The organism is Streptomyces anulatus, assembly GCF_014650675.1.
GTDB classification, from domain to species: domain Bacteria; phylum Actinomycetota; class Actinomycetes; order Streptomycetales; family Streptomycetaceae; genus Streptomyces; species Streptomyces anulatus.
Genome location: NZ_BMVK01000008.1, coordinates 316,577 through 341,915 on the forward strand (window position 1 = coordinate 316,577; position 25,339 = coordinate 341,915).

Consider the following 25,339-nt stretch of genomic DNA (forward strand, 5'->3'; position numbering starts at 1 on the left):
AAGGGGCACCGCCCCGGCGCTGGAGGGGGCACAGGGACGGCGGGAGGGGCACCGCCCCGGGCACTGAAGGGGGTCACCGCGCACGGCTGAAGGGGTCACCGTCGGGAGGTCGAGCCCGTCCGGCGATTGAGGACACCGGTGCGCTCCCCTCAGGAGTGGCCCAGGTCCTCCGACGCCCCGTCCGTCTCGGCCGGCACGGAGCCCCCGCCCCGCTCCGGCCGCAGCGAGTACGCGTCCACCCGCACCGTGTCCAGCGCGTGCGGCGCCGGCTTCGGCGGCGCCGGCATCACCGCGGCCTCCGAGTGCCCGCCGCAGCCGTACGCCAGCGACACCACATGCCCGTCCGCCGGACCGAACTCGTTCGCGCACACCCCGAAGGCCTGCTTCAGCGAGCCCGCCATCGGGATCAGGAACGCACAGCTGACGCACGTCGCCGGGGCCGCCTGGGCCATCGGCGTCTTCGGGCCGAACGCCTCGTCCCAGCGGTCGGCCGCCGCGTACAGCCCGTACCGGGACAGCACCCGCGCCCGGCGCGTACCGAGCTCGTCCGCGACCGCGGCGATGGACCCGCGGCTGGTCGCGGCCACCGGCCGGTCCGTCAGCTCGGCGTCCTCCGAGTCGACCAGCTCCGCCAGCTCCTCGGAGACCACGGAGTTCGGCGGCGGCTCGTCCTCGCCGGTCCAGCCGGGCTCCAGGCGCAGGTCCTCCGCCTCGGTGGGCAGCAGGTCACCGGGGCCCATGTCGCCGGGGCGCAGCCGCTCGCTCCACGGCACCCACTCCGGCGCCAGGAGCGCGTCGTCCCCCGGCAGCAGCACCGTTTCGTCCAGGGTGACGTTCTTCGCGCGGGAGGCCCGCGCCACCGTCACCGCCCAGCGCCAACCCCGGTACCCGGGCTCCTTGGCCTCGAAGTAGTGCGTGACGACCCGGTCTCCCTCGGAGACCACGCCGATGTGCTCACCGACCACACCGGGCGCGGCGGCCTCCTCGGCGGCCGCACGCGCGAGGTCCACCGCCTCGGCGCACAGGCGGTCGGGAACGGGGGTCCGGGCCGTACGGCTTCGCGTCGTCGTCGCAGCACTCACAGGTCTTCGCTTCTCTCCATACGCCAGTCTCACGAGCGCGCCAGCTGCTGCACGATTGCCGTTTCGGCCAGACAAGTGCGGGCGGAGCGGACCTGGGGGCCGCGTCGACGTCCACACCCGTTGTGCCTGCCTCGGGCGCGCCTTCTGCCACCCATTCTGCGGGATCGCCGAGAGGCGCGCGGCCAAGAACAACCGCCGGTGGCGCGTTACGCACGCTACCCTCTCCGCCGCTCTGCGCCCACCTGCCCGTCCCAAACGTGCCGTATCCGTTCCCGCCGGGTTCCCGCCGATGCCGATCGGACGGCGGTGGCCGCAGGGCCCCGGACGGTCCCGGCGCGCTCGTCCGACAGGGCGTCACACGCGCGTCCGCGCCCGATCACCGTTCATACCGGCCAGGGTTGGGGCACTATGACGGAGTGACTGCCGCCAGGTCGCACGACGGTCCCGGCCCGCTCCGCAGGGCGGGACGGGCGACGGGCCGTGCCCTGCGCGCCCCGTTCACCGGCACGGCGCGCGGTATCCGCAGGGCGACGCACGCCCACGGCGCGGGGGAGTCCGGCCTCGGAAAACTGATCGAACTGCACGCGGTGAACGGCGCGGGCGACGTCATGATCACGGTCGCGCTCGCCTCCACGGTCTTCTTCTCGGTGCCCACGGACGAGGCGCGGGGCAGGGTGGCCCTCTACCTCGCCATCACCATGGCCCCCTTCACCCTCCTCGCCCCGGTGATCGGCCCGCTCCTGGACCGGCTGCCGCACGGCCGCCGCGCCGCGATGGCGGGCGCGATGCTGGCCCGTGCGCTGCTGGCGATCACCATGTCGGGCGCGGTCGCCACGGGGGGTCTGGAGCTGTATCCGGCGGCACTGGGCGTCCTGGTCTGCTCGAAGGCGTACGGCGTGGTGCGCAGCGCGGTCGTGCCACGCCTGCTGCCACCCAATTTTTCCCTGGTGAAGGCCAATTCCCGGGTCACCCTGGCCGGGCTGCTGGCGACCGGGGTGGCGGCCCCGATCGGGGCCGGCCTCCAGACCATCGGCTCGCCGTGGCCGCTCTACGGCGCCTGCGCGATCTTCGTCGCGGGCACGTTCCTCGCCTTCACGCTGCCGCCCAAGGTCGACTCCGCGAAGGGCGAGCGCCGGGCGCGGCTGATCGTCCCGCACCACGAGGACGCCACGCCGCGGCCCGCCCCCGGCAAGGGCAGCACCCGGGCGGGCCTCCGCAGGGGCGGCAACGGGCAGAAACCCGCCAAGGAGCGGCCGCCGGGCCTGCGGTCCGTCGGCGGGTCCGTCCTGCACGGGCTGCAGGCCAACGCCGCGCACCGGGCCCTCTCCGGCTTCCTCATCTTCTTCCTGGCGTTCCTGCTGCGCGAGCACCCGCTGGCCGGGCAGAGCGCGGCGGTCTCGCTCGGCATCGTCGGCGTGGCGGCGGGGGTCGGCAACGCCTGCGGTACGGCGGTGGGCTCCTGGCTCCGGGCGCGCGGCCCCGAGGTGATCATCGCGACGGTGCTGGGGCTCGCGCTGAGCGTGGCGGTCCTGGCCGCGGTGTTCTTCTCCACCGTGCTGGTCGCCGCGCTCGGCGCGGTCGCCGGCTTCACCCAGGCCCTGTCCAAGCTGTCGCTCGACGCGATGATCCAGCGGGACGTGCCCGAGGAGGTCCGCACCTCCGCGTTCGCCCGGTCCGAGACGTTGCTCCAGATGGCGTGGGTGGTCGGCGGCGGGATCGGCATCGCCCTGCCGCTCAACGCGGTGCTCGGCATGTCGGTCGCCGCGGGCATCCTCGCGCTCGGCGCGGCCACGTCCGTACGGGGCCTCCTGGGAGCCGCGCGGCGCGGCACGCCGCACCCCCGCGTGGCATGAGCGGAGGCGACCGATAGCCTTCGGCCCATGACCGTTGCGTTCTTCTCCGGTAAGGGCCGTCGAATCGGCGTCGCTCTTGGTGCCGTGTCCGCGGGACTCCTTGTCCTGTCCGCCTGCGACAAGCCGACGCCGCTCGCCACCGTGACGGTCGGCAGTGACTCGGTGAACACCGAGGCCGCCTGCTACAACGACGGCGATGCGATCAAGGAGTCCCTGATCCAGGGCTGCCTGAACAAGAAGGCCGAGAAGTCCATCACGGTCTCCATGGACGACAAGGTCCGCTTCGGCGTCGACCCCGAGATCGCCGAGAACGGCTGGACGCTCTTCATCAACGGCCAGCAGGCCGAGCAGGAGCCGTACAAGAAGACCTACCGGACGATCCCCGGCAGCGCCTTCTTCGCCAGCCAGACCGGCCAGCCGTCCGAGAAGACGAACATCTCCATCGTGGAGACCAAGGGCAAGAAGCTGACGGGCATCTGGCAGTTCGAGCTCAAGAAGGACTGACCCGCTCGACCGAGAGCGCCCTTCCCCCCGTCCTCGACCCTGAGGCTGTACCCGTGCGTGTGCTGGTCGTGACCGCTGTCCCGGTGGAACGGGACGCGGTCACGCGTGCGTTCGGGGGCACACCGCAGATCGTGGCGCTGCCGGGGGCCGAGCTGCACCGCGTCGGTGCGTTCGACGTCCTGGCGGGCGGTGCGGGCCCGGCCGCCGCCGCCGCGGCCACCGCCTTCGCCCTGGCGTCGGCGTCCGCGCCGTACGGACTCGTCGTCTCGGCCGGGATCGGCGGGGCGTTCACCCCGCTGACGCCGCTCGGCTCGCTGGTCGTGGCGAGCGACATCGTCGCCGCCGACCTGGGCGCCGACACCCCCGACGGCTTCCTGCCCGTCACCGCGCTCGGCTTCGGCCGGGACCGCTTCGCCCCGCCGCCCGCGCTCGTACGGAAGGTGGCGGCCGCCGCGGGCGCCGCCCCGGGCACCGTCCTCACCGTCTCCACCGTGACCGGCACCGCCGAACGCGCCGGCGCCCTGCTCGCCGCGCACCCGGGGGCGCTGGCCGAGGCGATGGAGGGCTTCGGCGTCGCGGAGGCCGCCGCCCGGGCCGAGGTGCCCGTACTGGAGCTGCGGGCCGTATCGAACGCCGTGGGCCCCCGCGACCGGGACGCCTGGCGCATCGGCGACGCGCTGGCGGCGCTCACGGAGGCGTTCGGGAAGACGGCACCCGTACTGGAAGGTTGGAACCGGCATGACGACCGACACCGCAGCTAGCCGGGGCCCGGCCGGGAACGCGATCGAGATCGCCTTCTCCCCCTGCCCCAACGACACCTTCGTCTTCGACGCCTGGGCGCACGGCAGGGTCCCCGGCGCGCCCGCGCTGGACGTGACCTTCGCCGACATCGACATCACCAACGGCATGGCCGAGCGCGGTGAACTGGACGTCCTGAAGGTGTCCTACGCCGTGCTGCCGTGGGTGCTCGACGACTACGCGCTGCTGCCGTGCGGCGGGGCGCTGGGCCGGGGCTGCGGTCCGCTGGTCCTCACCAAGGAGCTGGGCCTCGACCTGACCGGCCGGACCGTCGCCGTGCCGAGCGAGCGCTCGACGGCGTACCTGCTGTTCCGGCTCTGGGCGGCGGAGATGGTCCCGGGCGGCGTCGGCGAGGTCGTCGTGATGCCGTTCGACGAGATCATGCCCGCCGTACGGGACGGCAAGGTCGACGCCGGTCTGGTCATCCACGAGGCCCGCTTCACGTACCGGAACTTCGGTCTGCACAACCTCGCCGACATGGGCCGGCACTGGGAGGACACCACGGGCCTCCCGATCCCCCTCGGCGCGATCATCGCGAAGCGCTCGCTCGGCGAGGAGACCCTGCGCCGCCTGGCCGACGCGGTCCGCAGTTCGGTCCGGCTGGCCTGGGACCACCCGGAGGTCTCCCGGCCGTACGTCCTGGAGCATGCCCAGGAGATGGACCCGGCCGTCGCGGACCAGCACATCGGGCTGTACGTGAACGAGTTCACCGCCGACCTCGGTGAGGACGGCTACGCGGCGGTCCGCGGCCTGCTGACCCGTGCGGCGGCCGAGGGGCTGGTACCGCCGCTCGGCCCGGACGCGCTGGCGTTCCCCTGAGCGGACCGGAAGGACACCCCACGGTGCACACGCCGACCGCGTCGACCGCCCCGTTCACCCTGGCGTTCTGGAAGGAAGGCCGCACCCACGAGCAGCGGGCGGGCTACCGGGGCACGGCCGCGGAGTTCGGCGAGATCGTCCTCACCGCCCCGCTGCCCCGGAAGTACACCCCGGACCGTGTGGTCTCCGAGGTGCGCGGCCCGTCGGTCCCCACGGCGGTGTTCGAGACCCGCGGCATCCACACCGAGGCCGCCGACCTGCCGACGCTCAACCGCTCGGTGCTCCGGGTCGGCGACGCCATGGTGCATCTGCGGCGCAACCGCTTCGGTCTGACGCGCCGGGCCCGTGCCCTGCACTTCCGGTACGGCGGCGACCACTACCGGCTGCGGGCGGTGAACCGGAAGCAGTTCGTCCTGGTACGCCGGGCCGATGACGAGGACCCCGGTGCGTCCCTCACGGCGAAGCTGTCCGGACTCGGCGGCGGCAGGAAGCTGGTGGTGCGGACGGCGGGCCGGGCCGTGGCCGCGGACATCGTGCTCGTCACGCTCTTCGCCGGTGTCGACCGCGCGCCGCTGACCCGCTCGGGCGCTGTGCGCGCGGCCCTGGGCAGGTCCACCCGGCTCTTCGCGGAGAGCCAGGCCTGACCGGCGGGGGCCGCGCTGCGACAGCGCCTCGGCGGGTCGTGCCCGCTACACGTCGAGCTGGTCGGCGACCGCCCTCAGCAGGCCCGCGATCTTCGCGCCGGCGGCCTTGTCGGGGTAGCGGCCCCGCTCCAGCTGCGGCGTGATGTTCTCCAGGACCGTCGTCAGGTCCTGCACGATCGACGCCAGCTCGTCCGGTTTGCGTCGCTGCGCCGCAGCGACGGACGGGGTGGGGTCGAGGACCACCACGGAAAGGGCCTGGTCGCCGCGCTGGCCCGCGACCACGCCGAATTCCACGCGCTGGCCGGGCTTGAGGGCGTCGACTCCGGCAGGGAGAACCGACGAGTGGACGAAGACGTCGCCGCCGTCGTCGCGGGAGAGAAAGCCGAAGCCCTTCTCGCTGTTGAACCACTTGACCTTGCCGGTGGGCACGTCTGTCCTCGTCCTCGTACTCGTCGGTGTGCGGAAAGAGCCGGTCTCCCGGGGAGAACGGCTCCGGATAGCAGTACAGCGGGTCACCGTGACCCGCCCGGTCCCAGGCTAATGGGCCCCCGGCCGGTGACAAGACGTCGCCGGAGAGTTCCTCCGGGCTGGGAACTACCCTGGTCGCGTGAGTACTACTCCTTCAGGCGCAGGTGACCGGCTTGTTCAGGTCGGCGCGATCGTCTTCTTCGTCGGCGCACTGGCCACACTGGTCACGGTCGCCCCACTTTTCCTGGGCACGGACCCGTTCCCTCCGGTCGCGTACGCGGTCTGCATGCTGATGGGCGTCGGGTTCCTCATCGCCGGGGCGGGCGTCGTGCGCTCGGCCTGGGTCAGCTCCCCGAAACGGGCCGCGAACCGCGCCTGACCCCCCTCCGCGTCACGCCGCCCGGTCCGCCTCGAAGGCCGCCAGCCAGGCCGGGAAGCCCGTCAGGTCCTCCAGCACCACGTCCGCGCCCGCCGTCCGCAGCTCCGCCGCGTCGCACGGGCCGGTCGTCACCGCGACCGACAGCGCACCGGCCACCCGGGCCCCGCGCACGTCGCCGGTGTGGTCGCCGACGTACACCTGCGCACCGTGCTCGCGCAGGGCCTCGCCCTTGGCCTCCGCCCACAGCCAGCCGACCACCGTGTCCGGCTCGATGCCGAGGTGGGCCAGGTGCAGCTTCGCGTTCGGCTCGTACTTCGCCGTGACGACGATCGCCCGCCCGCCGAGTGCCCGCACCGCGGCCACCGACTCCCGCGCCCCGGCGAGGGCCGTGCTCGGGGCTATCGCGTGGTCGGGGTAGATCTCCCGGTAGCGGTCGGCCGCGGCGGCCACCCCGTCGGCCGGGAACCAGTGCGCCAGCTCCGTCTCCAGCGGCGGGCCGATCCGGCTCACCACCAGGTCGACGTCGATCGGCACCCCCGTCTCCGCGGACAGCGCCCGGTAGGCGGCGGCGATACCGGGCCGGGAGTCGACGAGCGTCATGTCGAGGTCGAAGCCGACCGTCAGGGGGTGCCGAAGCGGGTGCTGGGGAGCGTTCTGATCCGTGGAAGCCATGTCTGCCATTGTGCCGACCGGCCGGGGACGGTCCCGAAGCCCCCGTCGGCCCCGAAACGCCGCCGCTTAGACTGAGACGCGCACTTAGCCAAGCCTTACCGTCCCGGCCCCGCGCCCCGGCGTGGCCTCACGTTCCGTCACGTCCGCGTCCGTCCCGATTGGGTGAAATGTCAGCGTCAGCGCCCGTGCGGACCGCCGCGCCACCCCGTGCACCCCGCCTCTCCCGCCGCGCTGCCTCGACGGCCGCGGCCGTGCTCGCCCTGCTGCTGGCGGTCCTGCTGAGCCTCGCCGTGGGGGCGCGTTCCATCCCTCCGGGCGAGGTGCTCGACGTCCTGCTGCACGGCGGGCACTCCGACGCCGCCGAGGTGATCCGCACGATGCGGGTGCCGCGCACGCTCATCGGGCTGATGGTCGGTGCGGCGCTGGCCCTCGCGGGCACGGTGCTCCAGGGCATCACCCGTAACCCCATCGCCGATCCGGGCATCCTCGGCATCAGCCAGGGCGCTTCGGTGGCGGTGGTGGTGGCCATCGCGTTCGCGGGGGTCCACACGCTGACCGGGTACGTGTGGTTCGCCTTCGTGGGCGCGGCGCTCGCCTCGGTCGCCGTGTACGCCATCGCCTCCAGCGGGCGCGGCGGCGCGACCCCGGTGAAGCTCGCGCTCGGCGGTGCGGCGATCAACGCGCTGCTGGTGTCGGTGACGGTGGGGATCCTCACGACGAACGCCGCCGCGCTGGACGAGTTCCGCTTCTGGCAGGTCGGCTCGATCGCCGGGCGGGAGTCGGACGTCGTCCAGCAGGTGTGGCCGTTCCTCCTCGTCGGGGTCGTCCTCGTGCTCTCCGTCGCCCGCGGCCTGGACGCGCTCGCGCTCGGCGAGGACGTGGCGAAGGGGCTCGGGCAGAACGTCGCGGCGGTCCGGATCGTCGGCGGCATCGGGGCCACCGTGCTGACCGGGGTCGGGGTCGCCGCCGCCGGGCCGATCGCGTTCATCGGTCTCGCCGTCCCGCACATCGCCCGCGCGGTCGTCGGCAACGACCACCGCTGGGTGCTGCCCATGGCGGCGCTGATCGGGCCCGTGATGCTGCTCGTCTCGGACGTCGTCGGCCGGATCGTGTTCCCGCCGAGCGAGGTCCCGGCGGGCGTGATGACGGCCCTGATCGGGGTGCCGTTCCTGGTCGCCCTCGTACGCCGGAAGGCGGTGCCCGCATGACCGAGTCGTCAACGGCCGTACGGGTCCGGCCCGCCGGCTACTCCGTCGTGAAGGCCGGGCCGCGCGGCCGGTTCCTGCTGCACCGGCGGGCCTCCGTCGTCGCGGCCGGCCTCGTCGTGCTGCTGGCCGCCGTCTGCGTCGCCTACCTCTGCGTCGGGGAGAGCTTCGTCGCCCCCGGCGAGGTCGTGAAGGTGATCCTCGGGCAGCCGTCGTCGGCCGAGCTGGTCGTGGGCACGCTGCGGCTGCCGCGCATGGTCGTCGGACTGCTGGTGGGCGCCGCGTTCGGGATCGCCGGGGCGCTGATCCAGACGGTGGCCCGCAACCCGCTGGCCAGCCCCGACATCATCGGCATCAGCCAGGGCGCCAGCGCGCTCACGGTCGGCGCGATGACCTTCGGCATCACCTCGTACACCGTCCTGCCCTACCTCTCCGTCATCGGCGGCATCGCGGCGGCGGCCCTCGTGTACGCCTTCGCCTGGCGCGGCGGACTGCACGCCACCCGCTTCGTGCTCATCGGCATCGGCTTCGCCATCGCGCTGCGGTCGGTGACCACACTGTTCCTGACCAAGGGCGACTACCTCGTCGCCCAGCAGGCGCAGATCTGGATGACCGGTTCGCTGAACGGGCGCGGCTGGTCGGAGGCCGCCCCGATCGGCTGGACGCTGCTGATCCTGCTGCCCGCCATCGCCTGGGCGGCCCGCGCGCAGCGCACCGTCACGATGGACGACGACACCGCCACCGCGCTGGGCGTGCGCCTGGGGCGCGTACGGCTGGGACTCGTCGCGCTCGGCGTGGTCCTGGCGTCCGTGGCGACGGGTACGGCGGGCCCGGTGGACTTCGTGGCGCTGCTCGCCCCGCAGATCGCCCGCCGGATGACCCGGACCGCGCAGATCCCCCTGCTGTCCTCGGCGCTGCTGGGCGCGGTGATCGTCGTCCTCGGCGACCTGCTCGCCCGCAAGCTGTTCTCGCCCACCGAACTGCCGGTGGGCGTCCTCACGGCGGCGGTCGGCGCCCCGTATCTGATCTGGCTGATCATCCGCGGTCACCGCGGCCGCAGTGGAGGCACCGCATGAGCCCGAGCCCGACGACCGACACGGCGCAGCGGACCGGCAGGCTCGCCGCGCGCTCCCTGACCCTCGCGTACGAGGACCGCACCGTGGTCCACGAGCTGGACCTGACCGTGCCCGACGGGCAGGTCACCGTCATCGTCGGCCCGAACGCCTGCGGCAAGTCCACCACCCTGCGGGCGCTCGGCCGGCTGCTGAAGCCGCGCGGCGGGGCGGTCCTGCTGGACGGCACGGAGCTGGCGCGGATACCCACGAAGCAGATCGCCCGGTCCATCGGGCTGCTCCCGCAGACCCCGGTCGCGCCCGAGGCGATCAGCGTCTCCGACCTGGTCGCGCGGGGCCGTCAGCCGCACCAGAGCTGGTGGCAGCAGTGGTCGGACGAGGACGAGCGGGCGGTGACCGACGCGATGGCCCGCACCGACGTCACGGCGCTGGCCGACCGGTCGGTGGACGAGCTGTCGGGCGGGCAGCGCCAGCGGGTGTGGATCGCGATGGCGCTGGCCCAGGAGACGGACCTGCTGCTGCTCGACGAGCCGACGACCTATCTCGACATCGCGCACCAGGTGGAGGTCCTCGACCTGGTACGCCAGTTGGCGTCGCCCGCCGACGACGGCACCCGGGGCCGCACGGTCGTCACCGTCCTCCACGACCTCAACCAGGCCGCCCGGTACGCGGACCGTCTGGTCGCGATGAAGGAGGGCCGGATCGTCGCCGAGGGCCGGCCCGGTGACGTCGTCACCGCCGAGCTCGTCGCCGAGGTCTTCGGCCTGGAGGCGGTGATCGTCCCGGACCCGGTGACGGGTTCGCCGCTCGTCGTCCCGAGTGCCCCCTGGACCCCGTCCCCGGCGGGTTCCCCCTCCCAGAAAGGTCTGTGACATGACTCCCCTCCTCCGCGACCGCCGCGCCCTCGTCGCCGGCTCCCTCGCCGTGACCGCCGCGCTCGCCCTCGCCGGGTGCGGCTCCTCGGACCCGGCGGCGGACTCCTCCGACTCCCCGGCGAAGACGCGCACCGTCTCCACCGCGAACGGGGACGTCGACGTCCCCGCGTCGCCGAAGCGGGTCGTCGTCCTGGACTCCGGCGAACTGGACTCCGCGATCACCCTCGGCGTCCGGCCGGTCGGCGCGACGCACTCGGCGTCCGAGGACGCCTTCCCGACCTACCTCCCCGCGAGCGAGACGAAGGACATCACCCCGGTCGGCGAGATCGCCAACGCGAACCTGGAGTCCGTCGCCGCGCTCAAGCCGGACCTGATCCTCACCAGCAAGGTCCGTGACGGGGAGCGCTACGACGAGCTCAGCAAGATCGCCCCGACCGTGATGACGGAGGCGACCGGCAGCGCCTGGAAGGAGAACTTCCAGGTACACGCGGAGGCGCTCGGCAAGCAGGCCGAGGCCAAGAAGGTCCTCGCCACGTACGACACCCAGGTGGCGAAGGTGACGGAGGCGCTCGGCGGCAAGGAGAAGGCCGCCGCGACGGACGTCAACTTCGTCCGCTTCGTCGAGGGCGCCGAGATCCGCATCTACGGCAAGCAGAACTACATCGGTTCGCTGCTCGCCGACATCGGCACCGGCCGCCCCCCGATCACGGACAAGGCGAAGGACGGGTTCTCGTACGACGTGTCGCCCGAGAAGATCGACCTCGCGGACGCGGACGTCATCTTCACGTCGACGTACGGCGACCCGGGCAAGGCCGGGACGACGAAGACGATGAACAGCGGTCTGTGGAAGAGCCTGAAGGCGACCGAGAACGACAAGGTCTTCAAGGTCGACGACCGCCTGTGGATCGCGGGCATCGGCTACACCGCAGCCGGCAAGATCCTGGCGGAGTTCGAAACCCTCATGACGAAGTAACCCCTCGTCACCTGCTTCGCCGGAGCGGGCCGGGGCGGGGCGGGCGGGCCGGGCTCAGTAGCCCCGCGCGCGCTCCCGGCCGGCAGTCCGTGGCCGGGGCCGACGCGCCGAGCCGCGGCCCGGACCCGGCTCAGCCGGCCCGCCTCCGCGCCCGCCACACCAGGTAGAGCGCGGAGGCGACGGCGGCGACGCGGACGACCACCGGCCAGGTCTCCGACAGGACGTCCCGCATCGCGCCCTCGCGGATCGGCTCGCCCCAGCGCCCCTCCATCCGCCCCCACACCCAGGCGAGGGCCCCGGCCGCCACCACGCCCGGCAGGCCGAGCGCCGCCCACTTCGCCTCCGTACGGGAGAGGGTGCGCGAGCTGTACGCGATCAGCCAGCCGCCCGCCAACGGCAGCCAGGAACCGGTGACCACACCGGCGACGAGCAGGACGGCGGCCAGGAGCAGCAGCGGGTGGGCGAAGCCGCCGCGGGGGCCGGAGGCGGCGGCCTCGGGCTCGGCGGCCACCGCGGCCTTGCGGCGGCGGAGCTTCAGGAGGCGCAGGGCGCGGCGGCGCGCGGCGGTCCCGGTCGCCCCCTCCGCCCCGGCCTTCCCGTCCGGCTCGTCGGCCCCGCCCTCCGCGCCCTTCTCGTCCTGCCCGTCCTTCGCGTCCTTCTCGACGGGGCCCGGCCGCCTCCCGAGCAACTCCGGGGCCTCGATGCCGCCGAAGAACCCGGGGATGGCGGTCCCCTCGTCGAAGGGGCCCGGCTCCAGGCGCCACCAGTCGGTCGCGCCGTCCGTGTCTCCCTGCTGGTCCTGGCCGAGCATGTGCGGGGCGGAGGGGTCGGGCCAGGCGCGGACGGGGACGCCGTCGTCGGCGGCATGGTCGTCGGGGGCGTCGGCCGGACGGGGTACGGCGGCGGACCGCGCACCGGAAGCGCGGTCGGAAGCACCGCCCGGAGCACCGCCGGCGCCGTCCTCGGGATCGCGGCGCGACGCGCCCCGCCCGAAACCGGCTTTCGGCTTCCTGAAGGCCTTCGCCTCCCGGCCGTCGCCCACCCCCGGAGCGGGCTCCTTCGGCTTCCTCGGCCCCTTCGGCTCCTTGCGGAGAAGTCCGCCCCGGGGCCGGGGAAGGGAGGCCCGCCGCTGCTGCTCGCCGGCCCCCGCCCCGGTCCGGGCGGACGGCAGCGCGACCGTGCCGTCGGCCGACTCCGCCGCCGCGGCGACCAGTTCGTCCGGGCTGCCCAGCCTGCCGATGATGCGCCGCACGGTCGCCGGTGAGTCCGCGCCCTCCGTGCCGCGCTGCCGGTCGATCTCGCCCCGAAGCGCCGAAACCAGGCGCATCCGGGCGCCCGACGACAGCTGTTGCTGCTGAGCCAGGTCGCCGACCCGGCTCAGGTAGTCGTAGACGAGCTGGTCGCTCTCGATCCCCACGCGGTGCATCCCCTCTACCGGCCCTGCCCCGACGGTAGCGTTCCAGCGGCTACCGTGGGACGGATGGGGACGACCACACCACCGCGCACGCTCGCCGAAGCCCTGCGCGCCCGGGGCGACGAATCGCTGGCCGGGCTGCTGCGCGCCCGCCCCGACCTCCTCAACCCGGTGCCGAACGACATCACCCAGCTCGCCACACGGGCCGGCACGCGGGCGTCCGTCGTCCGCGCGCTGGAACACCTGGACCGGTTCGCCCTGCAGACCGCCGAGGCACTGGCGGTGGCCCCGGACCCGGCCCCGTACGACACCCTGCTCTCCCTGCTCACCGGCGACGGCCTGGACGACGGCGACCAGCGCGACGACGCGGGGGCGGCGATCACCGCCGCACTGCCGGGCGCGCTCTCGACGCTGCGCGAACAGGCCCTGGTCTGGGGCGAGGACGACCGGCTGCGGCTGGTGCGCACCGCCCGCGAACTGCTCGCCCCGTCCCCTCAGCACCCCTCGCCCACGGGCCTCGGCCCCACGGTCTCCGAGGCGACGGCCGGGATGTCGCCGGGCCGGCTCCAGGAGATCCTGGCCGCGACCGGACTGCCCGCCACCCACGACCCGGTGTCCGCGGTGGCCGCGCTCGCCGCCCTGTTCACGGACCGGACGCGGATGGCGGAACTGCTGGACACCGCCCCGGTGGAGGCACTGTCGGTCCTGGACCGGCTGGTGTGGGGCCCGCCGTACGGGGAGGTCACCCCGAACCCGACGCCGCCGGTCAAGTGGCTGCGCGACCGGGGCCTGCTGCTGCCGGTCTCCACCCGCACGGTGGTCCTGCCGCGCGAGGCGGCCCTGCATCTGCGCGCCGGACGCGCGCACCGCGTACCGGAACCGGTCCCCCCGGTCGTCGGGGCGGCCGCCGAACGCGATCCACAGGCTGTGGACAGAGCGGCGGCCGGACAGGCGTTCACGGCGCTGTCCACCGTCGAGGAACTGCTGAAGCTCTGGAACGGCGGCGGCCCCGCCATCCTGCGCGCGGGCGGACTGAGCGTACGGGAGCTGAAACGCGCCGCGAACTCCCTCGACGTGACCGAGCCGATCGCCGCGTTCTGGATCGAACTGGCCTACGGTGCAGGCCTGTTGGCCACTGACGGGGAGCCCGACGAACGGTACGCGCCGACGCCGGCGTCCGACGAGTGGCTCGACCTGTCCGCCGAGGACCGCTGGACGCACCTCGCCACCGCCTGGCTCGCCGCCACCCGCACCCCGGGGCTGGTCGGCGGCCAGGACGCCAAGGGCCGGGCGCTGTCCGCACTCGGCCCGGAGCTGGACCGCTCGGCCGCCCCCGACGTACGCCGCCGGGTCCTGGCCCTGTTCGCCGAACTCCCGCCGGGCACCGCACCGGACGCCGAGACACTGCTGCGACGGCTGCGCTGGGAACGCCCGTTGCGCGGCGGAGCGACCCCGCCGGCCGCCACGGGCCCCGGCGAGGGGGCGGACCTCCGCTCCCGCCTCGCCCTGTGGACGCTCAACGAGGCGGAGCTGCTGGGCATCACCGGCCGGGGCGCGCTCTCCTCACAGGCCCGCGCACTGCTGGACGAGGGCCCGGACGCGGCGGCGGCCCGCCTCGCGCCGCTCATCCCCGAGCCCCTGGACCACGTCCTCCTCCAGGCCGACCTGACGGCGGTGGCGCCGGGCCCGCTGGAGCGCCCGCTGGCGGAGACGCTGTCCGTCCTGGCCGACGTCGAGTCGAAGGGCGGGGCGACCGTGTACCGCTTCACGCCCGGTTCGGTGCGCCGCGCCCTGGACGCCGGGCAGGCGGCGGCCGACCTGCACGCGTTCCTGGCCGCGCACAGCCGTACGCCGGTGCCGCAGCCGCTGAGCTATCTGATCGACGACGTCGCCCGCCGCCACGGCCACCTGCGGATCGGGTCGGCGTCCGCGTACGTACGCTGCGACGACGAGGCGGTCCTCAACGAGATCCTGGCCGACCGCCGTTCCACGGGACTCCGCCTCCGCCGCCTGGCCCCCACGGTCCTGGCCTCCCAGGCCGACCCCGGCTCCCTCCTGGAGGCCCTGCGCGACATGGGCTACGCCCCGGCCGCCGAATCCGCCGAGGGCGACGTCCTGATCACCCGCGCCGGCGCCCGCCGCACCCCGCCCCGCACACCCCCGTCCCCGGTCCCCGAAGGCCCCCCGGTCCCGGACGACACCCTGCTCGGAGCGGCGGTACGGGCCATCCGCGCGGGCGACACGGCCGCCACGGTGATCCGCAAGGACACGTCCGAGGACCCGTCGTCCACCACGCCTGCCGGCTCCCTCCCCCGCACCACCCCCGCCGAGACCCTGGCCACGGTCCAGGCGGCCGCGATGACGGGCTCCGCCGTCTGGATCGGCTACGTCAACGCGGACGGCGCGGCCAGCCAGCGCGTGATCGCCCCGGTCCGGGTGGAGGGCGGCTTCGTCACGGCCTACGACCACACGGCCGACGAGGTCCGCACGTACCCGCTGCACCGGATCACGGGGGTGGCGGAGCTGGCGGAGGACGGGAAGCCCTGACGGCTGTCCCGTAGCGGAGGCGCGCGGGTGCGGTTTTCCGCAGGGTGCACGGTACGGAGAACCGCACGGAACCGGACGGTCATCCCCGTACCCCCGTCGACCTGCGATTTCTAGCGTGGAGGGCAGCCGGGGCGTCCGCCCCGGGCGACCGACCCGCCGCCCTGGAGACCACATGCAGCTCACGTCCTTGGCACAGGAGCCCGCCGACGGCATCGCGGGCTGGGCCGCCGGCCTCGTCGACACCCTGGGCGGTCCCGGGGCCGGCCTGGCCATCGCCCTGGAGAACCTCTTCCCGCCGCTGCCGAGCGAGGTGATCCTGCCGCTGACCGGGTTCGCCGCCGGGCAAGGGGTACTCACCCTGGCCTCGGCACTGTTCTGGACCACGCTCGGCTCGGTCGTGGGGGCCATGGCCCTCTACTGGATCGGGATGCTCGTCGGCCGGGACCGCATGCACGCGATCTGGGCGAAGCTGCCGCTGGTGAAGGTCTCCGACCTGGAACGCACGGAGCGGTGGTTCCTCAGGCACGGCACCAAGGCGGTCTTCTTCGGCCGCATGGTGCCGATCTTCCGCAGCCTCATCTCCGTCCCCGCCGGGGTGGAGCGCATGCCGCTGCCCGTGTTCGTCCTGCTGACCACACTCGGCAGCCTGATCTGGAACTCCGTGCTCGTGATGGCCGGTTACTGGCTGGGAGACCAGTGGGAGGTCGTGGAGACCTACGTCGGGGTCCTCTCCAAGGCGGTGGTGGTCCTGGTGGCCGTCGCGCTGGCCGCGTACGTCGCCGTACGGCTGCGCGGCCGCAACCAGGCCCAGCACCGCCGCACTTCATGACCCACCGCACGCACTCCCCCGCGGTGGCCGGGTCTCCCGGACCGCCGCCCCCTGAGCGATCTTGCTCCGCTCCGGGAGCCTCACTACGCTCGGGCCCCGTGCAGGGGGACACCGCGGGCATCAGCGGCCATCGCCTTCCGGGCCCGTCGGACCAGGACGGCTCCGCCGGGGGCGACATTCCGCACGTCCGGCCGCCCTCCTGGCCGGCCCGGTGCGCCGGCGCCCTCCTCGGCTGTGCCACCGCCGTGCTCGGTCTCCTCCACTTCCTCGGTGCCGGCACCGTTCTCGGCGCCTTTCTGCTGTGGCCGCTCACCAGGGCCGGTGCCCTCGGCGTCCTCATGGCCGGGGCACGCCGGCTGGCGGCCCTGGAACGGGCCCGCCGAACCGTGTTCTTCGGCGACCGGTTCCCCGAGCGGTACGAGGTGTCCGACCGGAAGATCCTGCGCTACCTGGCGGTCCGCGTGTTCGCGGGGCTGGTGTGCGGTGTCGTCGTCGCCCTGCTGGTCTTCGGCGCCGTACTGGCGGGGGTGCTCCTGTGGGGCGTGCTCCGGGGCAGCGTCCGCTGGCCCGACGCGCTGGGACAGGCAGTTCTCGGCGGGGCCCTGCTCTTCCTCGACCTCCAGGGGCTGCACTCGCTCGGCGCGCTGGACGCCCGGATCGCCCGTGCGTGCTTCGGCCCCTCCGAGCAGGAGCTGCTGCGGCAGCGCGTCCGCGAACTGGCCGCCAGCCGGGCGGCGGTCGTCCAGGCCGTGGACGCCGAACGCCGGCGCATCGAACGGGATCTGCACGACGGGATCCAGCAGCGCGTGGTGGCACTGGCCATGCTGCTCGGCAGGGCCCGCCGGGGCCGCGGCGCCCCCGAGCGCGCGGACGCGCTGGTCCGCCAGGCGCACGACGAGGCCCAGGACCTCCTCGCGGAGCTGCGCGAGGTCGCCTGGCGCGTCTACCCCTCGGCGCTGGACAGCCTGGGCCTCAAGGAGGCCCTGAGCGGTGTGTCCGAGCGGTGCGGCATCCCCGTCGTCACGGAGTTCGACGTCGGCGGCGAGCTGCCGCGACCGGTGGAGACCGCCGCGTACTTCGTGGTGTCGGAGGCCGTGACCAACGCGGCCAAGCACTCCGGGGCCACGGCCGTCTCCGTGCGGGTGGCGCTGCGTGGCGGCGTACTCGCGCTACAGGTCCAGGACAACGGCAGGGGCGGCGCGGACCCCTCGGGCGGCGGGCTGAGCGGGCTGGGCGGCCGGGTGGCCGCACTGGATGGCATCCTGCGCGTCGACAGCCCCGAAGGGGGACCCACCACCATCACCGCGGAGCTGCCATGCGCCTGATGATCGCCGAGGACTCGACCCTGCTGCGTGAGGGACTGGTCCGGCTCCTCGCCGAAGAGGGCCACGAGGTCCTGGGCGCGTTCGGTGACGCCGGCCCGCTGCCGCGGGAGATGGCCCGACGGCTGCCCGATGTCGTCGTCCTCGACATCCGGATGCCTCCGACGCACACCGACGAGGGGCTGCGTGCGGCGCTGGAGATCCGTGAGCGGTGGCCGGAGGTCGGCGTACTGCTGCTGTCCCAGCACATCGAGCGCACCTACGCGGCTCAGCTGCTCGCCTCCAGCGCGGAACGGGTCGGCTACCTCCTCAAGGACCGGGTCGCCCAGGTCGAGGAGTTCCTGGACGCGTTGGACCGCATCCACGCGGGCGGCGCGGCCATCGACCCCGAGGTGGTGCGGCAGTTGGTCATCCGCTCGACGCACACGGATCCGCTGACCCGCCTCACGCCCCGCGAACGCACCGTCCTCGAAGCCCTGGCCCAGGGCCACACGAACACGGCCATCGCGCAGAAGCTGCACATCTCCCTGAGTTCGGTGGAGAAGAACCTCAACATGATCTTCGACAAGCTGGAGTTGTCGCGCACCACCGGCTACAACCGGCGGATCCTGGCGGTGCTGAGGTATCTGGAGGGGTAGGCGGACGCGGCACTGCCGGACGGGCGTACGGCCGGACGCGGCACTGCCGGACGGGCGTACGGCCGGTCTGCGATGCTGCGGGCATGTCCGTCGCCCGCCCCGCCCCCGCCCCCGAGCCCGTGTCCCCGGACCCGCCCGCCGCCCCGCCGCATCCGCTGCTCACGCAGTCCTGGCTGGATCTGGCGTTCCTGCACTGGGCCGTCGACCCCGCGGACGTGGCGCCGCTGCTGCCGCCGGGCACGGTGCCCGACACGTTCGACGGGACGACGTACGTGGGGCTGGTGGCGTTCCGGATGCACCGGGTGGGGTGGCTGGGGCTGCCCGGCGTCCCGTATCTGGGGACGTTCCCCGAGACCAACGTCCGGCTGTACTCGGTCGACGAACACGGCCGGCGCGGAGTCGTCTTCCGCTCGCTCGACGCCTCACGGCTCATCCCGGTCGTCGTGGCACGGACCGCGTTCCGGTTGCCGTACGTGTGGTCCCGGATGGGCATCGAGCGGTCCGGCGACACCCTCACGTACACGAGCAGCCGCCGCTTCCCCGGTCCGCGCGGCGCACGGAGCAGGATCGTGCTGCGGGCCGGTGGGGTGATCGAGGAGCCGACGCCCCTGGAGCACTTCCTCACCGCACGGTGGGCCCTGCACAGCGGGTTCTTCAGCCGGACCCTGTACCTGCCCAACGTGCATCCCCGGTGGCCGCTGCACCGGGCGGAGCTCCTGGAGTGCGACGAGGACCTGGTGGCGGCGGGCGGCCTGCCCGCACCGGCCGGCGACCCCATCAGCGTGCTCTACTCCCCGGGCGTCCCGGTCCGCTTCGGCCGGCCGCCCGCGCGACGGTCCTGAGACGGCAGGCGGAGGCCCGGCGGAGTGCGGGCGGGCGCACGCCCACCCCGCCCCGCCCCCCGATGCGGCACACTGGACGTTTGGCCGCATCCGTGGCCGCACCCCGCAGAAAGGGCCGAAGCGCGTGACCGGACCCCTCATCGTCCAGAGCGACAAGACGCTGCTCCTCGAAGTCGACCACGACCGGGCGGACGCCTGCCGTCGTGCCATCGCGCCGTTCGCGGAGCTGGAGCGTGCACCCGAGCACATCCACACGTACCGGGTCACCCCGCTCGGGCTGTGGAACGCCCGTGCCGCCGGGCACGACGCCGAGCAGGTCGTCGACGCCCTGGTCGAGTACTCCCGCTACCCCGTGCCGCACGCGCTCCTGGTCGACATCGCCGAGACGATGGCACGGTACGGGCGGCTCACCCTGTCCAAGCACCCCGTGCACGGGCTCGTGCTCACCAGTACCGACCGGCCCGTGCTGGAGGAGATCCTCCGGTCGAAGAAGGTGCAGCCGCTGGTCGGGGCGCGGATCGACCCGGACACCGTGGCCGTGCACCCCTCCGAGCGGGGGCAGGTCAAGCAGACCCTGCTCAAGCTGGGGTGGCCCGCGGAGGACCTCGCGGGGTACGTGGACGGCGAGGCCCATCCGATCGAGCTGGCCGAGGACGGCTGGTCGCTGCGGCCGTACCAGAAGCAGGCCGTCGAAGGGTTCTGGCACGGCGGCTCCGGTGTCGTCGTGCTGCCGTGCGGGGCGGGGAAGACGCTCGTCGGGGCCGGCGCCATGGCCGAGGCCAAGGCCACCACCCTGATCCTCGTCACCAACACCGTCTCCGCCCGGCAGTGGAAGCACGAGCTGGTGAAGCGGACCTCGCTGACCGAGGACGAGATCGGCGAGTACAGCGGGACGCGGAAGGAGATCCGGCCGGTCACCATCGCCACCTACCAGGTGCTGACCACCCGGCGGAAGGGCGTCTACCCGCACCTGGAGCTGTTCGACTCCCGCGACTGGGGCCTGGTCGTCTACGACGAGGTCCACCTGCTGCCCGCGCCCGTCTTCAAGTTCACCGCCGACCTCCAGGCCCGGCGGCGGCTGGGTCTCACGGCGACGCTGGTGCGCGAGGACGGGCGGGAGTCGGACGTGTTCTCGCTCATCGGGCCGAAGAGGTTCGACGCTCCGTGGAAGGAGATCGAGGCGCAGGGCTACATCGCGCCCGCCGACTGCGTCGAGGTCCGGGTCAATCTCACCGACTCCGAGCGGCTCGCCTACGCGACCGCCGAGACGGAGGAGAAGTACCGGTTCTGCGCCACCACCGCGACCAAGCGGAAGGTGACCGAGGCGCTGGTACGCAAGCACCAGGGCGAGCAGACCCTCGTCATCGGCCAGTACATCGACCAGCTCGACGAGCTGGGCGAGCATCTGGACGCCCCCGTGATCAAGGGCGAGACCAGCAACGCCCAGCGCGAGAAGCTCTTCGAGGCGTTCCGCCAGGGCGAGATCAGTGTTCTGGTCGTGTCCAAGGTCGCCAACTTCTCCATCGACCTGCCCGAGGCGACCGTCGCCATCCAGGTCTCCGGGACCTTCGGGTCTCGGCAGGAGGAGGCCCAGCGGCTGGGACGGGTCCTGCGGCCGAAGGCCGACGGGCACGAGGCCCGGTTCTACTCGGTCGTCGCCCGCGACACCATCGACCAGGACTTCGCCGCGCACCGCCAGCGGTTCCTGGCCGAGCAGGGGTACGCGTACCGCATCGTCGACGCGGACGAGCTGCTCGCCGGCGACTGAGGCTCCCGTCGGGGGCGGGCGGTCAGCGGCCCCGGCCGACGACGCCCGCCTCCTCCGCGTACTCCCCCAGGACGACGACGCCGAACGCCGCGGTCACGAACACCTTCACGGCGCGCACCGCGTCGCCGACGCGGTGGGGTCGGTGGTGACCGGTGGCCGCGGTCGCGCCGTGCGCGGGGCCGGTCCTGTGCGGGTTCAGGGTGGCTGTGCTCATGTATCCATGGTGCTCCCGTCACCCGTTCGGGCGCGTCGGCCCGCAGACGGAACCCCGGGGCCGGGCGGGTAGCCCTCCGGTACCGCTCCGGGCGGGCGCGTCCCCTACGGGTACCCCTGGCGCCTCCGCCCCCGGGGGAGGCCCGGCGGCCCGCGCGGTCCGTATTCCGGTTCGCCGCCGCCCCGCTCCGTGGCTACAATCGCGGGTCTGCCCGCCTCCCGCGCCGTGTCACCGGCCCCGGGAGCGCCGCCGACCGGACGGAAACCGGCCGACACCCAACGGATACGTACCTTTTCAGCGGACCCCGCCGCTCCGAGTGCCGTCATGTCACCGGAGCGCGTCCGGTCCGCCGTCCTGCGTTGAAGAGCCGGAGGCAACACCGTGCCCGCGCACGTAGCAGAAAGCGATTCCACCCCCGATCCCACCGGCGCCACCGACCCCTTGGCGCACGAACGTGCCCATCTCGCCGCGTCCCGCGCCGCCCTGCGCGGGATGCGCGAGGACGTCCAGGCCCTCGATATCCGCGATGTCACCGCGAACTGGGTCAACGCCGCCGTGCTCCAGGCCCAGATCGACGACCGCATCAAGGCGCTCGCCGACCTCTCGCACACCCCGCTGTTCTTCGGCCGCCTCGACTATCTCCACGCCGTCGGCGGCGAGCTGGCCGAGGGGGCGGAGGGCGAGCGGTTCTACATCGGGCGCCGGCACGTCCACGACGCCGCCGGGGACCCCATGGTCATCGACTGGCGTGCGCCGGTCTCCCAGCCATACTACCAGGCGTCCCGCAAGAACCCTCAGGACGTGGGGCTCCGCCGCCGCTTCGGCTACACCGCCGGCGAGCTGACCGCGTACGAGGACGAGCGCCTCACCGACCCCGCCGAGGCCGAGCACACCAGCCGGCTCCTCCAGGCGGAGATCGAGCGGCCGCGCGTCGGCCCGATGCGCGACATCGTCGCCACCATCCAGCCGGAGCAGGACGAAATCGTCCGCAGCGACCTCGGCGGCACCGTCTGCGTACAGGGCGGCCCCGGCACCGGTAAGACCGCCGTCGGCCTGCACCGGGTGGCGTACCTCCTGTACGCGCACCGCGAGCGGCTCGCCCGCACCGGCACCCTCGTCATCGGGCCGAACCGTTCCTTCCTGCACTACATCGAGCAGGTCCTTCCCGCCCTCGGCGAGCTGGCGGTGAAGCAGGCCACCGTCGACGACCTGGTGCGCACCGGCGTCGAGGTCCGGGGCGAGGACGAGGCGGCCACCGCCGTCGTGAAGGGCGACGCCCGCATGGCCGAGGTGCTGCGACGGGCCATCCGCTCGCATGTGACCGCCCCCGTCGAGCCCGTCGTCGTGGTGCGCGGGTCCCGGCGCTGGCGCGTGCCCGCGTACGAGGTCCAGGAGATGGTCGACGAGCTGCTGGCCCGCGACATGCGGTACGGGGCCGCGCACGAGGCGCTGCCGCAGCGGATCGCGCACGCCGTCCTCGTACGGATGGAGGAGGCCGGGGAGGCGCCCGACGACCGGGTGCAGAACGCGGTGGCCCGCAATCCGGCCGTGAAGGCGGCCGTCAAGGCCGTCTGGCCCGCCGTGGACCCGGCGAAGCTGGTGCTGCGGCTGCTCTCCGACGCGGAGTTCCTGGCCGCGCACGCGGAGGGCCTGCTGACCGAGGACGAGCAGAAGCGGCTGCTGTGGGCGAAGCCCGCCCGCAGTGTGAAGTCCGCGAAGTGGTCGGCGGCCGACGCCGTGCTGATCGACGAGGCGGGGGACCTCATCGCCCGTACGCACTCGCTCGGCCATGTCGTGCTCGACGAGGCGCAGGACCTCTCCCCCATGCAGTACCGGGCGGTGGGGCGGCGGTGCTCGACCGGTTCGGCGACCGTGCTCGGCGATCTCGCCCAGGGGACGACCCCGTGGTCCACGGAGAGCTGGGACCAGGCGCTGTTCCACCTGGGCAAGGCGGACGCGGTGGTGGAGGAGCTGACCGCCGGTTTCCGCGTGCCGCGCGAGGTCATCGCGTACGCCTCCCGGCTGCTGCCCGTGATCTCGCCGGGGCTGGCGGCGGTGGAGTCGGTGCGTGAGTCGCCCGGTTCGCTGGTCGTGCGGGAGGTCCCGTCGGCGGAGGTGCTGGACGCTGCCGTCGTCGCCGCCTGCGAGGAGTCGTTGCGCCACGAGGGGTCGATCGGACTGATCGCCGCCGACGCCCGGATTCCGGCGCTGGGCGCGGCCCTGACGGCGGCGGGCCACGCGTTTCTCTCCCCCGGTGAGGAGACGACCGCCGCGTCCCGGCTGACGCTGGTGCCCGCGTCGCTCGCCAAGGGCCTGGAGTACGACTACGTGGTGCTCGACGAACCGGCGGCCGTGGTCGACGGCGAGCCGGACGAGCGGACGGGGCTGCGGCGGCTGTACGTGGCTCTGACCCGTGCGGTCTCCGGGCTCACGGTGCTGCACGCGGCGCCGTTGCCGGAGGCGCTGGCCTGAGGGGCGTGCGGTGGGGGCGGGACCTTGCGGTTCCCGCCCCCACCGACACGACGGCTCAGGCGTCCAGCGCCTCGCGCCACTCCCGTACGGCTGCCGCGTCCACCGGGGCGGACCAGCCGCCGGGCCGGGCGGCGCCGCCGATGTGGACCGCGTCGATCCCCGCCGCCCGCAGCCGGGGCAGGTGGCGCAGGTGGAGGCCACCGCCGACCAGGACCTGGGCCTGGTAGCCCGGCTCGCCGGTACGGGCGGCCTCGGCCAGGAGGACCGGGATGCCGGCGTCCACCCCGGCAGGCGAACCCGCCGTGAGGAACGTGTCGAGGCCGGGCAGGTCCGCGAGCTGCTTGCGCAGGGCGTCGCGGTCGGCGGCCCGGTCGATCGCCCGGTGGAACGTCCACCGGCAGCCGTCCAGCTCGGCGACGAGCCGTTCGACGGCGACGAGGTCGGCGTGGCCGTCCGCGTCGAGGAAGCCGAACACGAACTCGTCGGCCCCCGCCTCCCGCATCTCGCGGGCCTTGCCGACCAGTACGTCGATGTCACCGGCGGCGAAGCCGTCCGCCACCCTGAGCATCACGCGCAGCGGGATGTCCACGGCGGACCTGATCGCCGCGAAGGTCTCCCGCGACGGGGTCAGACCGTCGGCGGCCATGTCGGTGACCAGTTCGAGGCGGTCTGCACCACCGGCCTGGGCAGCGACCGCGTCCTCCGCGTCGAGAGCGATCACCTCCAGGACTGCACGGTTGCTCATGGGTCCCCATTCCTCCGATACGCAGCTATAGGTCTAGTCCAATGGCCAGCCTACGGGTCGGTAGACGGACAGCGCAGCCCTCTATCTCAACGCACGACCGCGACGGCGCGCGAGCCGACCCCGCAGACGAGTGACGCGCACCTCGCGCACACCGGTGCGGAACGGGCGCATCCGTCGCGATCACACCTTGCACTTCATAGGGGCGGGGGGTATACATGGGGAGAGAAAGAGATACCCCCTAGGGGTATCAAGACGGCTTCAGGGAGGACCCCGTGTCCGCGCACTCCGCCACCACCGCCACCACCGCTGCCGGCTCCGGCGCCGACACCGCCGCGGTCGAGCTCGCGATCGGCGGGATGACCTGCGCCTCGTGCGCGGCCCGTATCGAGAAGAAGCTCAACCGGATGGACGGCGTCGAGGCCACGGTGAACTACGCCACCGAGAAGGCGAAGGTCACCTACCTGGGCGCCGAGGTGTCCGTCGAGGACCTGATCGCGACCGTCGAGGCCACCGGCTACACCGCCCGGCCACCCGCGCCGCCCGCATCCACCGCCTCCCCCGGGAGCAACGGTACGGACACGGCGGGCGCGGGCGCCGAGAGCGAGGACGACGGGCTCACCTCCCTGCGCCAGCGCCTGATCACCGCCGTGCTCCTCGCCGTACCGGTGATCGCGATGGCGATGGTCCCGGCCCTCCAGTTCGACTACTGGCAGTGGCTCTCCCTGACGTTGACCGCGCCGGTCGTCGTCTACGCCGCCTGGCCGTTCCACCGTGCCGCCTGGACCAACGCGAAGCACGGCGCGGCGACGATGGACACGCTGATCTCCGTCGGCACGTCGGCCGCGTTCCTGTGGTCGTTGTGGGCGCTGTTCTTCGGCACCGCGGGCATGGTCGGGATGACGCACCCCTTCGAGCTGACCATCGCCCGCAGCGACGGCGCCGGGAACATCTACCTGGAGGCCGCGGCCGGGGTGACGGCGTTCATCCTCGCCGGGCGCTACTTCGAGGCGCGCTCGAAGCGGAAGGCCGGGGCGGCGCTGAAGGCGCTGATGGAGCTGGGCGCGAAGGAGGTCACGGTCCTGCGCGACGGCGTCGAGACGACAATCCCGACCGCCGCGCTGCAGGTCGGGGACCGTTTCCTGGTCCGTCCCGGGGAGAAGATCGCGACGGACGGGACCGTGGTCGAGGGCGCGTCCGCCGTGG

At 73.6% G+C, this 25,339-nt stretch carries 24 protein-coding genes; 18 read left to right on the forward strand and 6 right to left on the reverse strand.

Annotated elements, in window-relative coordinates; all coding sequences use genetic code 11:
• Nucleotides 1-149: 149 nt before the first annotated feature.
• Nucleotides 150-1,082 (reverse strand): DUF3027 domain-containing protein, encoded by a 933-nt coding sequence (locus IE272_RS22205; RefSeq protein WP_032792316.1) that lies wholly within the window; start codon nt 1,080-1,082, stop codon nt 150-152.
• Between the two features lie 416 nt (nt 1,083-1,498).
• Here IE272_RS22205 and IE272_RS22210 point away from each other — a divergent pair, with 416 nt between their 5' ends.
• Genes IE272_RS22210 through IE272_RS22230 form a run of 5 tightly spaced genes read left to right on the forward strand, consistent with a single transcriptional unit; the run spans nt 1,499 to nt 5,700 of the window.
• Entirely contained in the window at nt 1,499-2,935 is a 1,437-nt protein-coding gene (locus IE272_RS22210) for an MFS transporter (RefSeq protein ID WP_050361248.1), read from the forward strand.
• A gap of 27 nt (nt 2,936-2,962) precedes the next feature.
• A complete protein-coding gene (locus tag IE272_RS22215; protein WP_047178029.1) occupies nt 2,963-3,439 on the forward strand; it encodes a hypothetical protein in 477 nt (158 codons plus the stop codon).
• 53 nt (nt 3,440-3,492) lie between these two features.
• Complete coding sequence (locus tag IE272_RS22220) at nt 3,493-4,200, forward strand: futalosine hydrolase (RefSeq protein ID WP_057664980.1); 708 nt, start codon at nt 3,493-3,495, stop codon at nt 4,198-4,200.
• Entirely contained in the window at nt 4,178-5,056 is an 879-nt protein-coding gene (locus tag IE272_RS22225) for a 1,4-dihydroxy-6-naphtoate synthase (protein ID WP_056701532.1), read from the forward strand. Before IE272_RS22220 ends, IE272_RS22225 begins: the two co-directional genes overlap by 23 nt.
• 23 nt (nt 5,057-5,079) lie before the next feature.
• Complete coding sequence (locus tag IE272_RS22230; protein WP_073958058.1) at nt 5,080-5,700, forward strand: hypothetical protein; 621 nt, start codon at nt 5,080-5,082, stop codon at nt 5,698-5,700.
• 45 nt (nt 5,701-5,745) lie between these two features.
• Here IE272_RS22230 and IE272_RS39230 read toward each other — a convergent pair whose 3' ends face one another.
• Nucleotides 5,746-6,129, reverse strand: coding sequence for a cold-shock protein (locus tag IE272_RS39230; RefSeq protein ID WP_006126557.1), 384 nt, complete (start codon nt 6,127-6,129; stop codon nt 5,746-5,748).
• 178 nt (nt 6,130-6,307) lie between these two features.
• Between IE272_RS39230 and IE272_RS22240 the strand changes: the two genes are divergently transcribed.
• Complete coding sequence (locus IE272_RS22240) at nt 6,308-6,547, forward strand: hypothetical protein (RefSeq protein WP_007452509.1); 240 nt, start codon at nt 6,308-6,310, stop codon at nt 6,545-6,547.
• A 12-nt stretch (nt 6,548-6,559) separates the two neighbouring features.
• Here IE272_RS22240 and IE272_RS22245 read toward each other — a convergent pair whose 3' ends face one another.
• Entirely contained in the window at nt 6,560-7,219 is a 660-nt protein-coding gene (locus IE272_RS22245) for an HAD family hydrolase (RefSeq protein WP_050361252.1), read from the reverse strand.
• 167 nt (nt 7,220-7,386) lie between these two features.
• Here IE272_RS22245 and IE272_RS22250 point away from each other — a divergent pair, with 167 nt between their 5' ends.
• The 4 genes from IE272_RS22250 to IE272_RS22265 are packed head-to-tail and all read left to right on the forward strand — an operon-like array spanning nt 7,387 to nt 11,345.
• Nucleotides 7,387-8,427: a FecCD family ABC transporter permease gene (locus tag IE272_RS22250; protein WP_050361253.1), complete on the forward strand. Its 1,041-nt coding sequence runs from the start codon at nt 7,387-7,389 to the stop codon at nt 8,425-8,427.
• A complete protein-coding gene (locus IE272_RS22255) occupies nt 8,424-9,500 on the forward strand; it encodes a FecCD family ABC transporter permease (RefSeq protein ID WP_050361254.1) in 1,077 nt (358 codons plus the stop codon). The genes IE272_RS22250 and IE272_RS22255 overlap by 4 nt, the downstream gene beginning before the upstream one ends.
• Complete coding sequence (locus tag IE272_RS22260; RefSeq protein WP_056701536.1) at nt 9,497-10,369, forward strand: ABC transporter ATP-binding protein; 873 nt, start codon at nt 9,497-9,499, stop codon at nt 10,367-10,369. Before IE272_RS22255 ends, IE272_RS22260 begins: the two co-directional genes overlap by 4 nt.
• 1 nt (nt 10,370) lies before the next feature.
• The gene (locus tag IE272_RS22265; protein WP_050361256.1) at nt 10,371-11,345 is read left to right on the forward strand and encodes an ABC transporter substrate-binding protein; all 975 of its coding nucleotides are present in this window, start codon (nt 10,371-10,373) and stop codon (nt 11,343-11,345) included.
• Between the two features lie 130 nt (nt 11,346-11,475).
• Here IE272_RS22265 and IE272_RS22270 read toward each other — a convergent pair whose 3' ends face one another.
• Complete coding sequence (locus tag IE272_RS22270) at nt 11,476-12,771, reverse strand: hypothetical protein (RefSeq protein ID WP_190007637.1); 1,296 nt, start codon at nt 12,769-12,771, stop codon at nt 11,476-11,478.
• Between the two features lie 54 nt (nt 12,772-12,825).
• Here IE272_RS22270 and IE272_RS22275 point away from each other — a divergent pair, with 54 nt between their 5' ends.
• The 6 genes from IE272_RS22275 (at nt 12,826) to IE272_RS22300 (ending at nt 20,705) form a co-directional block, all read left to right on the forward strand.
• Nucleotides 12,826-15,306 (forward strand): helicase C-terminal domain-containing protein, encoded by a 2,481-nt coding sequence (locus IE272_RS22275; RefSeq protein WP_073958060.1) that lies wholly within the window; start codon nt 12,826-12,828, stop codon nt 15,304-15,306.
• 172 nt (nt 15,307-15,478) lie between these two features.
• Nucleotides 15,479-16,135: a DedA family protein gene (locus tag IE272_RS22280; protein ID WP_073958061.1), complete on the forward strand. Its 657-nt coding sequence runs from the start codon at nt 15,479-15,481 to the stop codon at nt 16,133-16,135.
• 98 nt (nt 16,136-16,233) lie between these two features.
• On the forward strand, nt 16,234-17,460 hold the full coding sequence (locus IE272_RS22285; protein WP_190007639.1) for a sensor histidine kinase: 1,227 nt from the start codon (nt 16,234-16,236) through the stop codon (nt 17,458-17,460).
• Complete coding sequence (locus IE272_RS22290) at nt 17,451-18,095, forward strand: response regulator (protein WP_050361259.1); 645 nt, start codon at nt 17,451-17,453, stop codon at nt 18,093-18,095. The genes IE272_RS22285 and IE272_RS22290 overlap by 10 nt, the downstream gene beginning before the upstream one ends.
• 83 nt (nt 18,096-18,178) lie before the next feature.
• Entirely contained in the window at nt 18,179-18,937 is a 759-nt protein-coding gene (locus tag IE272_RS22295) for a YqjF family protein (RefSeq protein WP_190007641.1), read from the forward strand.
• Nucleotides 18,938-19,061: 124 nt separating this feature from the next.
• Nucleotides 19,062-20,705 carry a DNA repair helicase XPB gene (locus IE272_RS22300; RefSeq protein ID WP_050361261.1) on the forward strand — a complete coding sequence of 548 codons (1,644 nt, stop codon included), beginning with the start codon at nt 19,062-19,064 and terminating at the stop codon, nt 20,703-20,705.
• Between the two features lie 22 nt (nt 20,706-20,727).
• Here IE272_RS22300 and IE272_RS22305 read toward each other — a convergent pair whose 3' ends face one another.
• Complete coding sequence (locus IE272_RS22305) at nt 20,728-20,919, reverse strand: hypothetical protein (protein WP_050361262.1); 192 nt, start codon at nt 20,917-20,919, stop codon at nt 20,728-20,730.
• A gap of 381 nt (nt 20,920-21,300) precedes the next feature.
• On the opposite strand from IE272_RS22305, the gene IE272_RS22310 reads away from it, so the two are divergent.
• Complete coding sequence (locus tag IE272_RS22310) at nt 21,301-23,391, forward strand: HelD family protein (protein ID WP_190007644.1); 2,091 nt, start codon at nt 21,301-21,303, stop codon at nt 23,389-23,391.
• A 55-nt stretch (nt 23,392-23,446) separates the two neighbouring features.
• Here the strand turns inward: IE272_RS22310 and IE272_RS22315 are convergent, their stop codons facing one another.
• Complete coding sequence (locus IE272_RS22315) at nt 23,447-24,136, reverse strand: copper homeostasis protein CutC (protein WP_032792309.1); 690 nt, start codon at nt 24,134-24,136, stop codon at nt 23,447-23,449.
• Between the two features lie 272 nt (nt 24,137-24,408).
• On the opposite strand from IE272_RS22315, the gene IE272_RS22320 reads away from it, so the two are divergent.
• Nucleotides 24,409-25,339, forward strand: a 931-nt coding sequence (locus tag IE272_RS22320; protein WP_190007646.1) for a heavy metal translocating P-type ATPase, incomplete at its 3' end; no start/stop codon positions are given.

Bases quoted from the DNA above. Each gene is read 5' to 3' on its own strand.
- IE272_RS22215 (WP_047178029.1), top strand. From the start codon at position 2,963: ATGACCGTTGCGTTCTTCTCCGGTAAGGGCCGTCGAATCGGCGTCGCT.
- IE272_RS22225 (WP_056701532.1), top strand. From the start codon at position 4,178: ATGACGACCGACACCGCAGCTAGCCGGGGCCCGGCCGGGAACGCGATC.
- IE272_RS22245 (WP_050361252.1), bottom strand. From the start codon at position 7,219: ATGGCTTCCACGGATCAGAACGCTCCCCAGCACCCGCTTCGGCACCCC.
- IE272_RS22250 (WP_050361253.1), top strand. From the start codon at position 7,387: ATGTCAGCGTCAGCGCCCGTGCGGACCGCCGCGCCACCCCGTGCACCC.
- IE272_RS22255 (WP_050361254.1), top strand. From the start codon at position 8,424: ATGACCGAGTCGTCAACGGCCGTACGGGTCCGGCCCGCCGGCTACTCC.
- IE272_RS22260 (WP_056701536.1), top strand. From the start codon at position 9,497: ATGAGCCCGAGCCCGACGACCGACACGGCGCAGCGGACCGGCAGGCTC.
- IE272_RS22265 (WP_050361256.1), top strand. From the start codon at position 10,371: ATGACTCCCCTCCTCCGCGACCGCCGCGCCCTCGTCGCCGGCTCCCTC.
- IE272_RS22270 (WP_190007637.1), bottom strand. From the start codon at position 12,771: ATGCACCGCGTGGGGATCGAGAGCGACCAGCTCGTCTACGACTACCTG.
- IE272_RS22275 (WP_073958060.1), top strand. From the start codon at position 12,826: ATGGGGACGACCACACCACCGCGCACGCTCGCCGAAGCCCTGCGCGCC.
- IE272_RS22280 (WP_073958061.1), top strand. From the start codon at position 15,479: ATGCAGCTCACGTCCTTGGCACAGGAGCCCGCCGACGGCATCGCGGGC.
- IE272_RS22290 (WP_050361259.1), top strand. From the start codon at position 17,451: ATGCGCCTGATGATCGCCGAGGACTCGACCCTGCTGCGTGAGGGACTG.
- IE272_RS22295 (WP_190007641.1), top strand. From the start codon at position 18,179: ATGTCCGTCGCCCGCCCCGCCCCCGCCCCCGAGCCCGTGTCCCCGGAC.
- IE272_RS22305 (WP_050361262.1), bottom strand. From the start codon at position 20,919: ATGAGCACAGCCACCCTGAACCCGCACAGGACCGGCCCCGCGCACGGC.
- IE272_RS22315 (WP_032792309.1), bottom strand. From the start codon at position 24,136: ATGAGCAACCGTGCAGTCCTGGAGGTGATCGCTCTCGACGCGGAGGAC.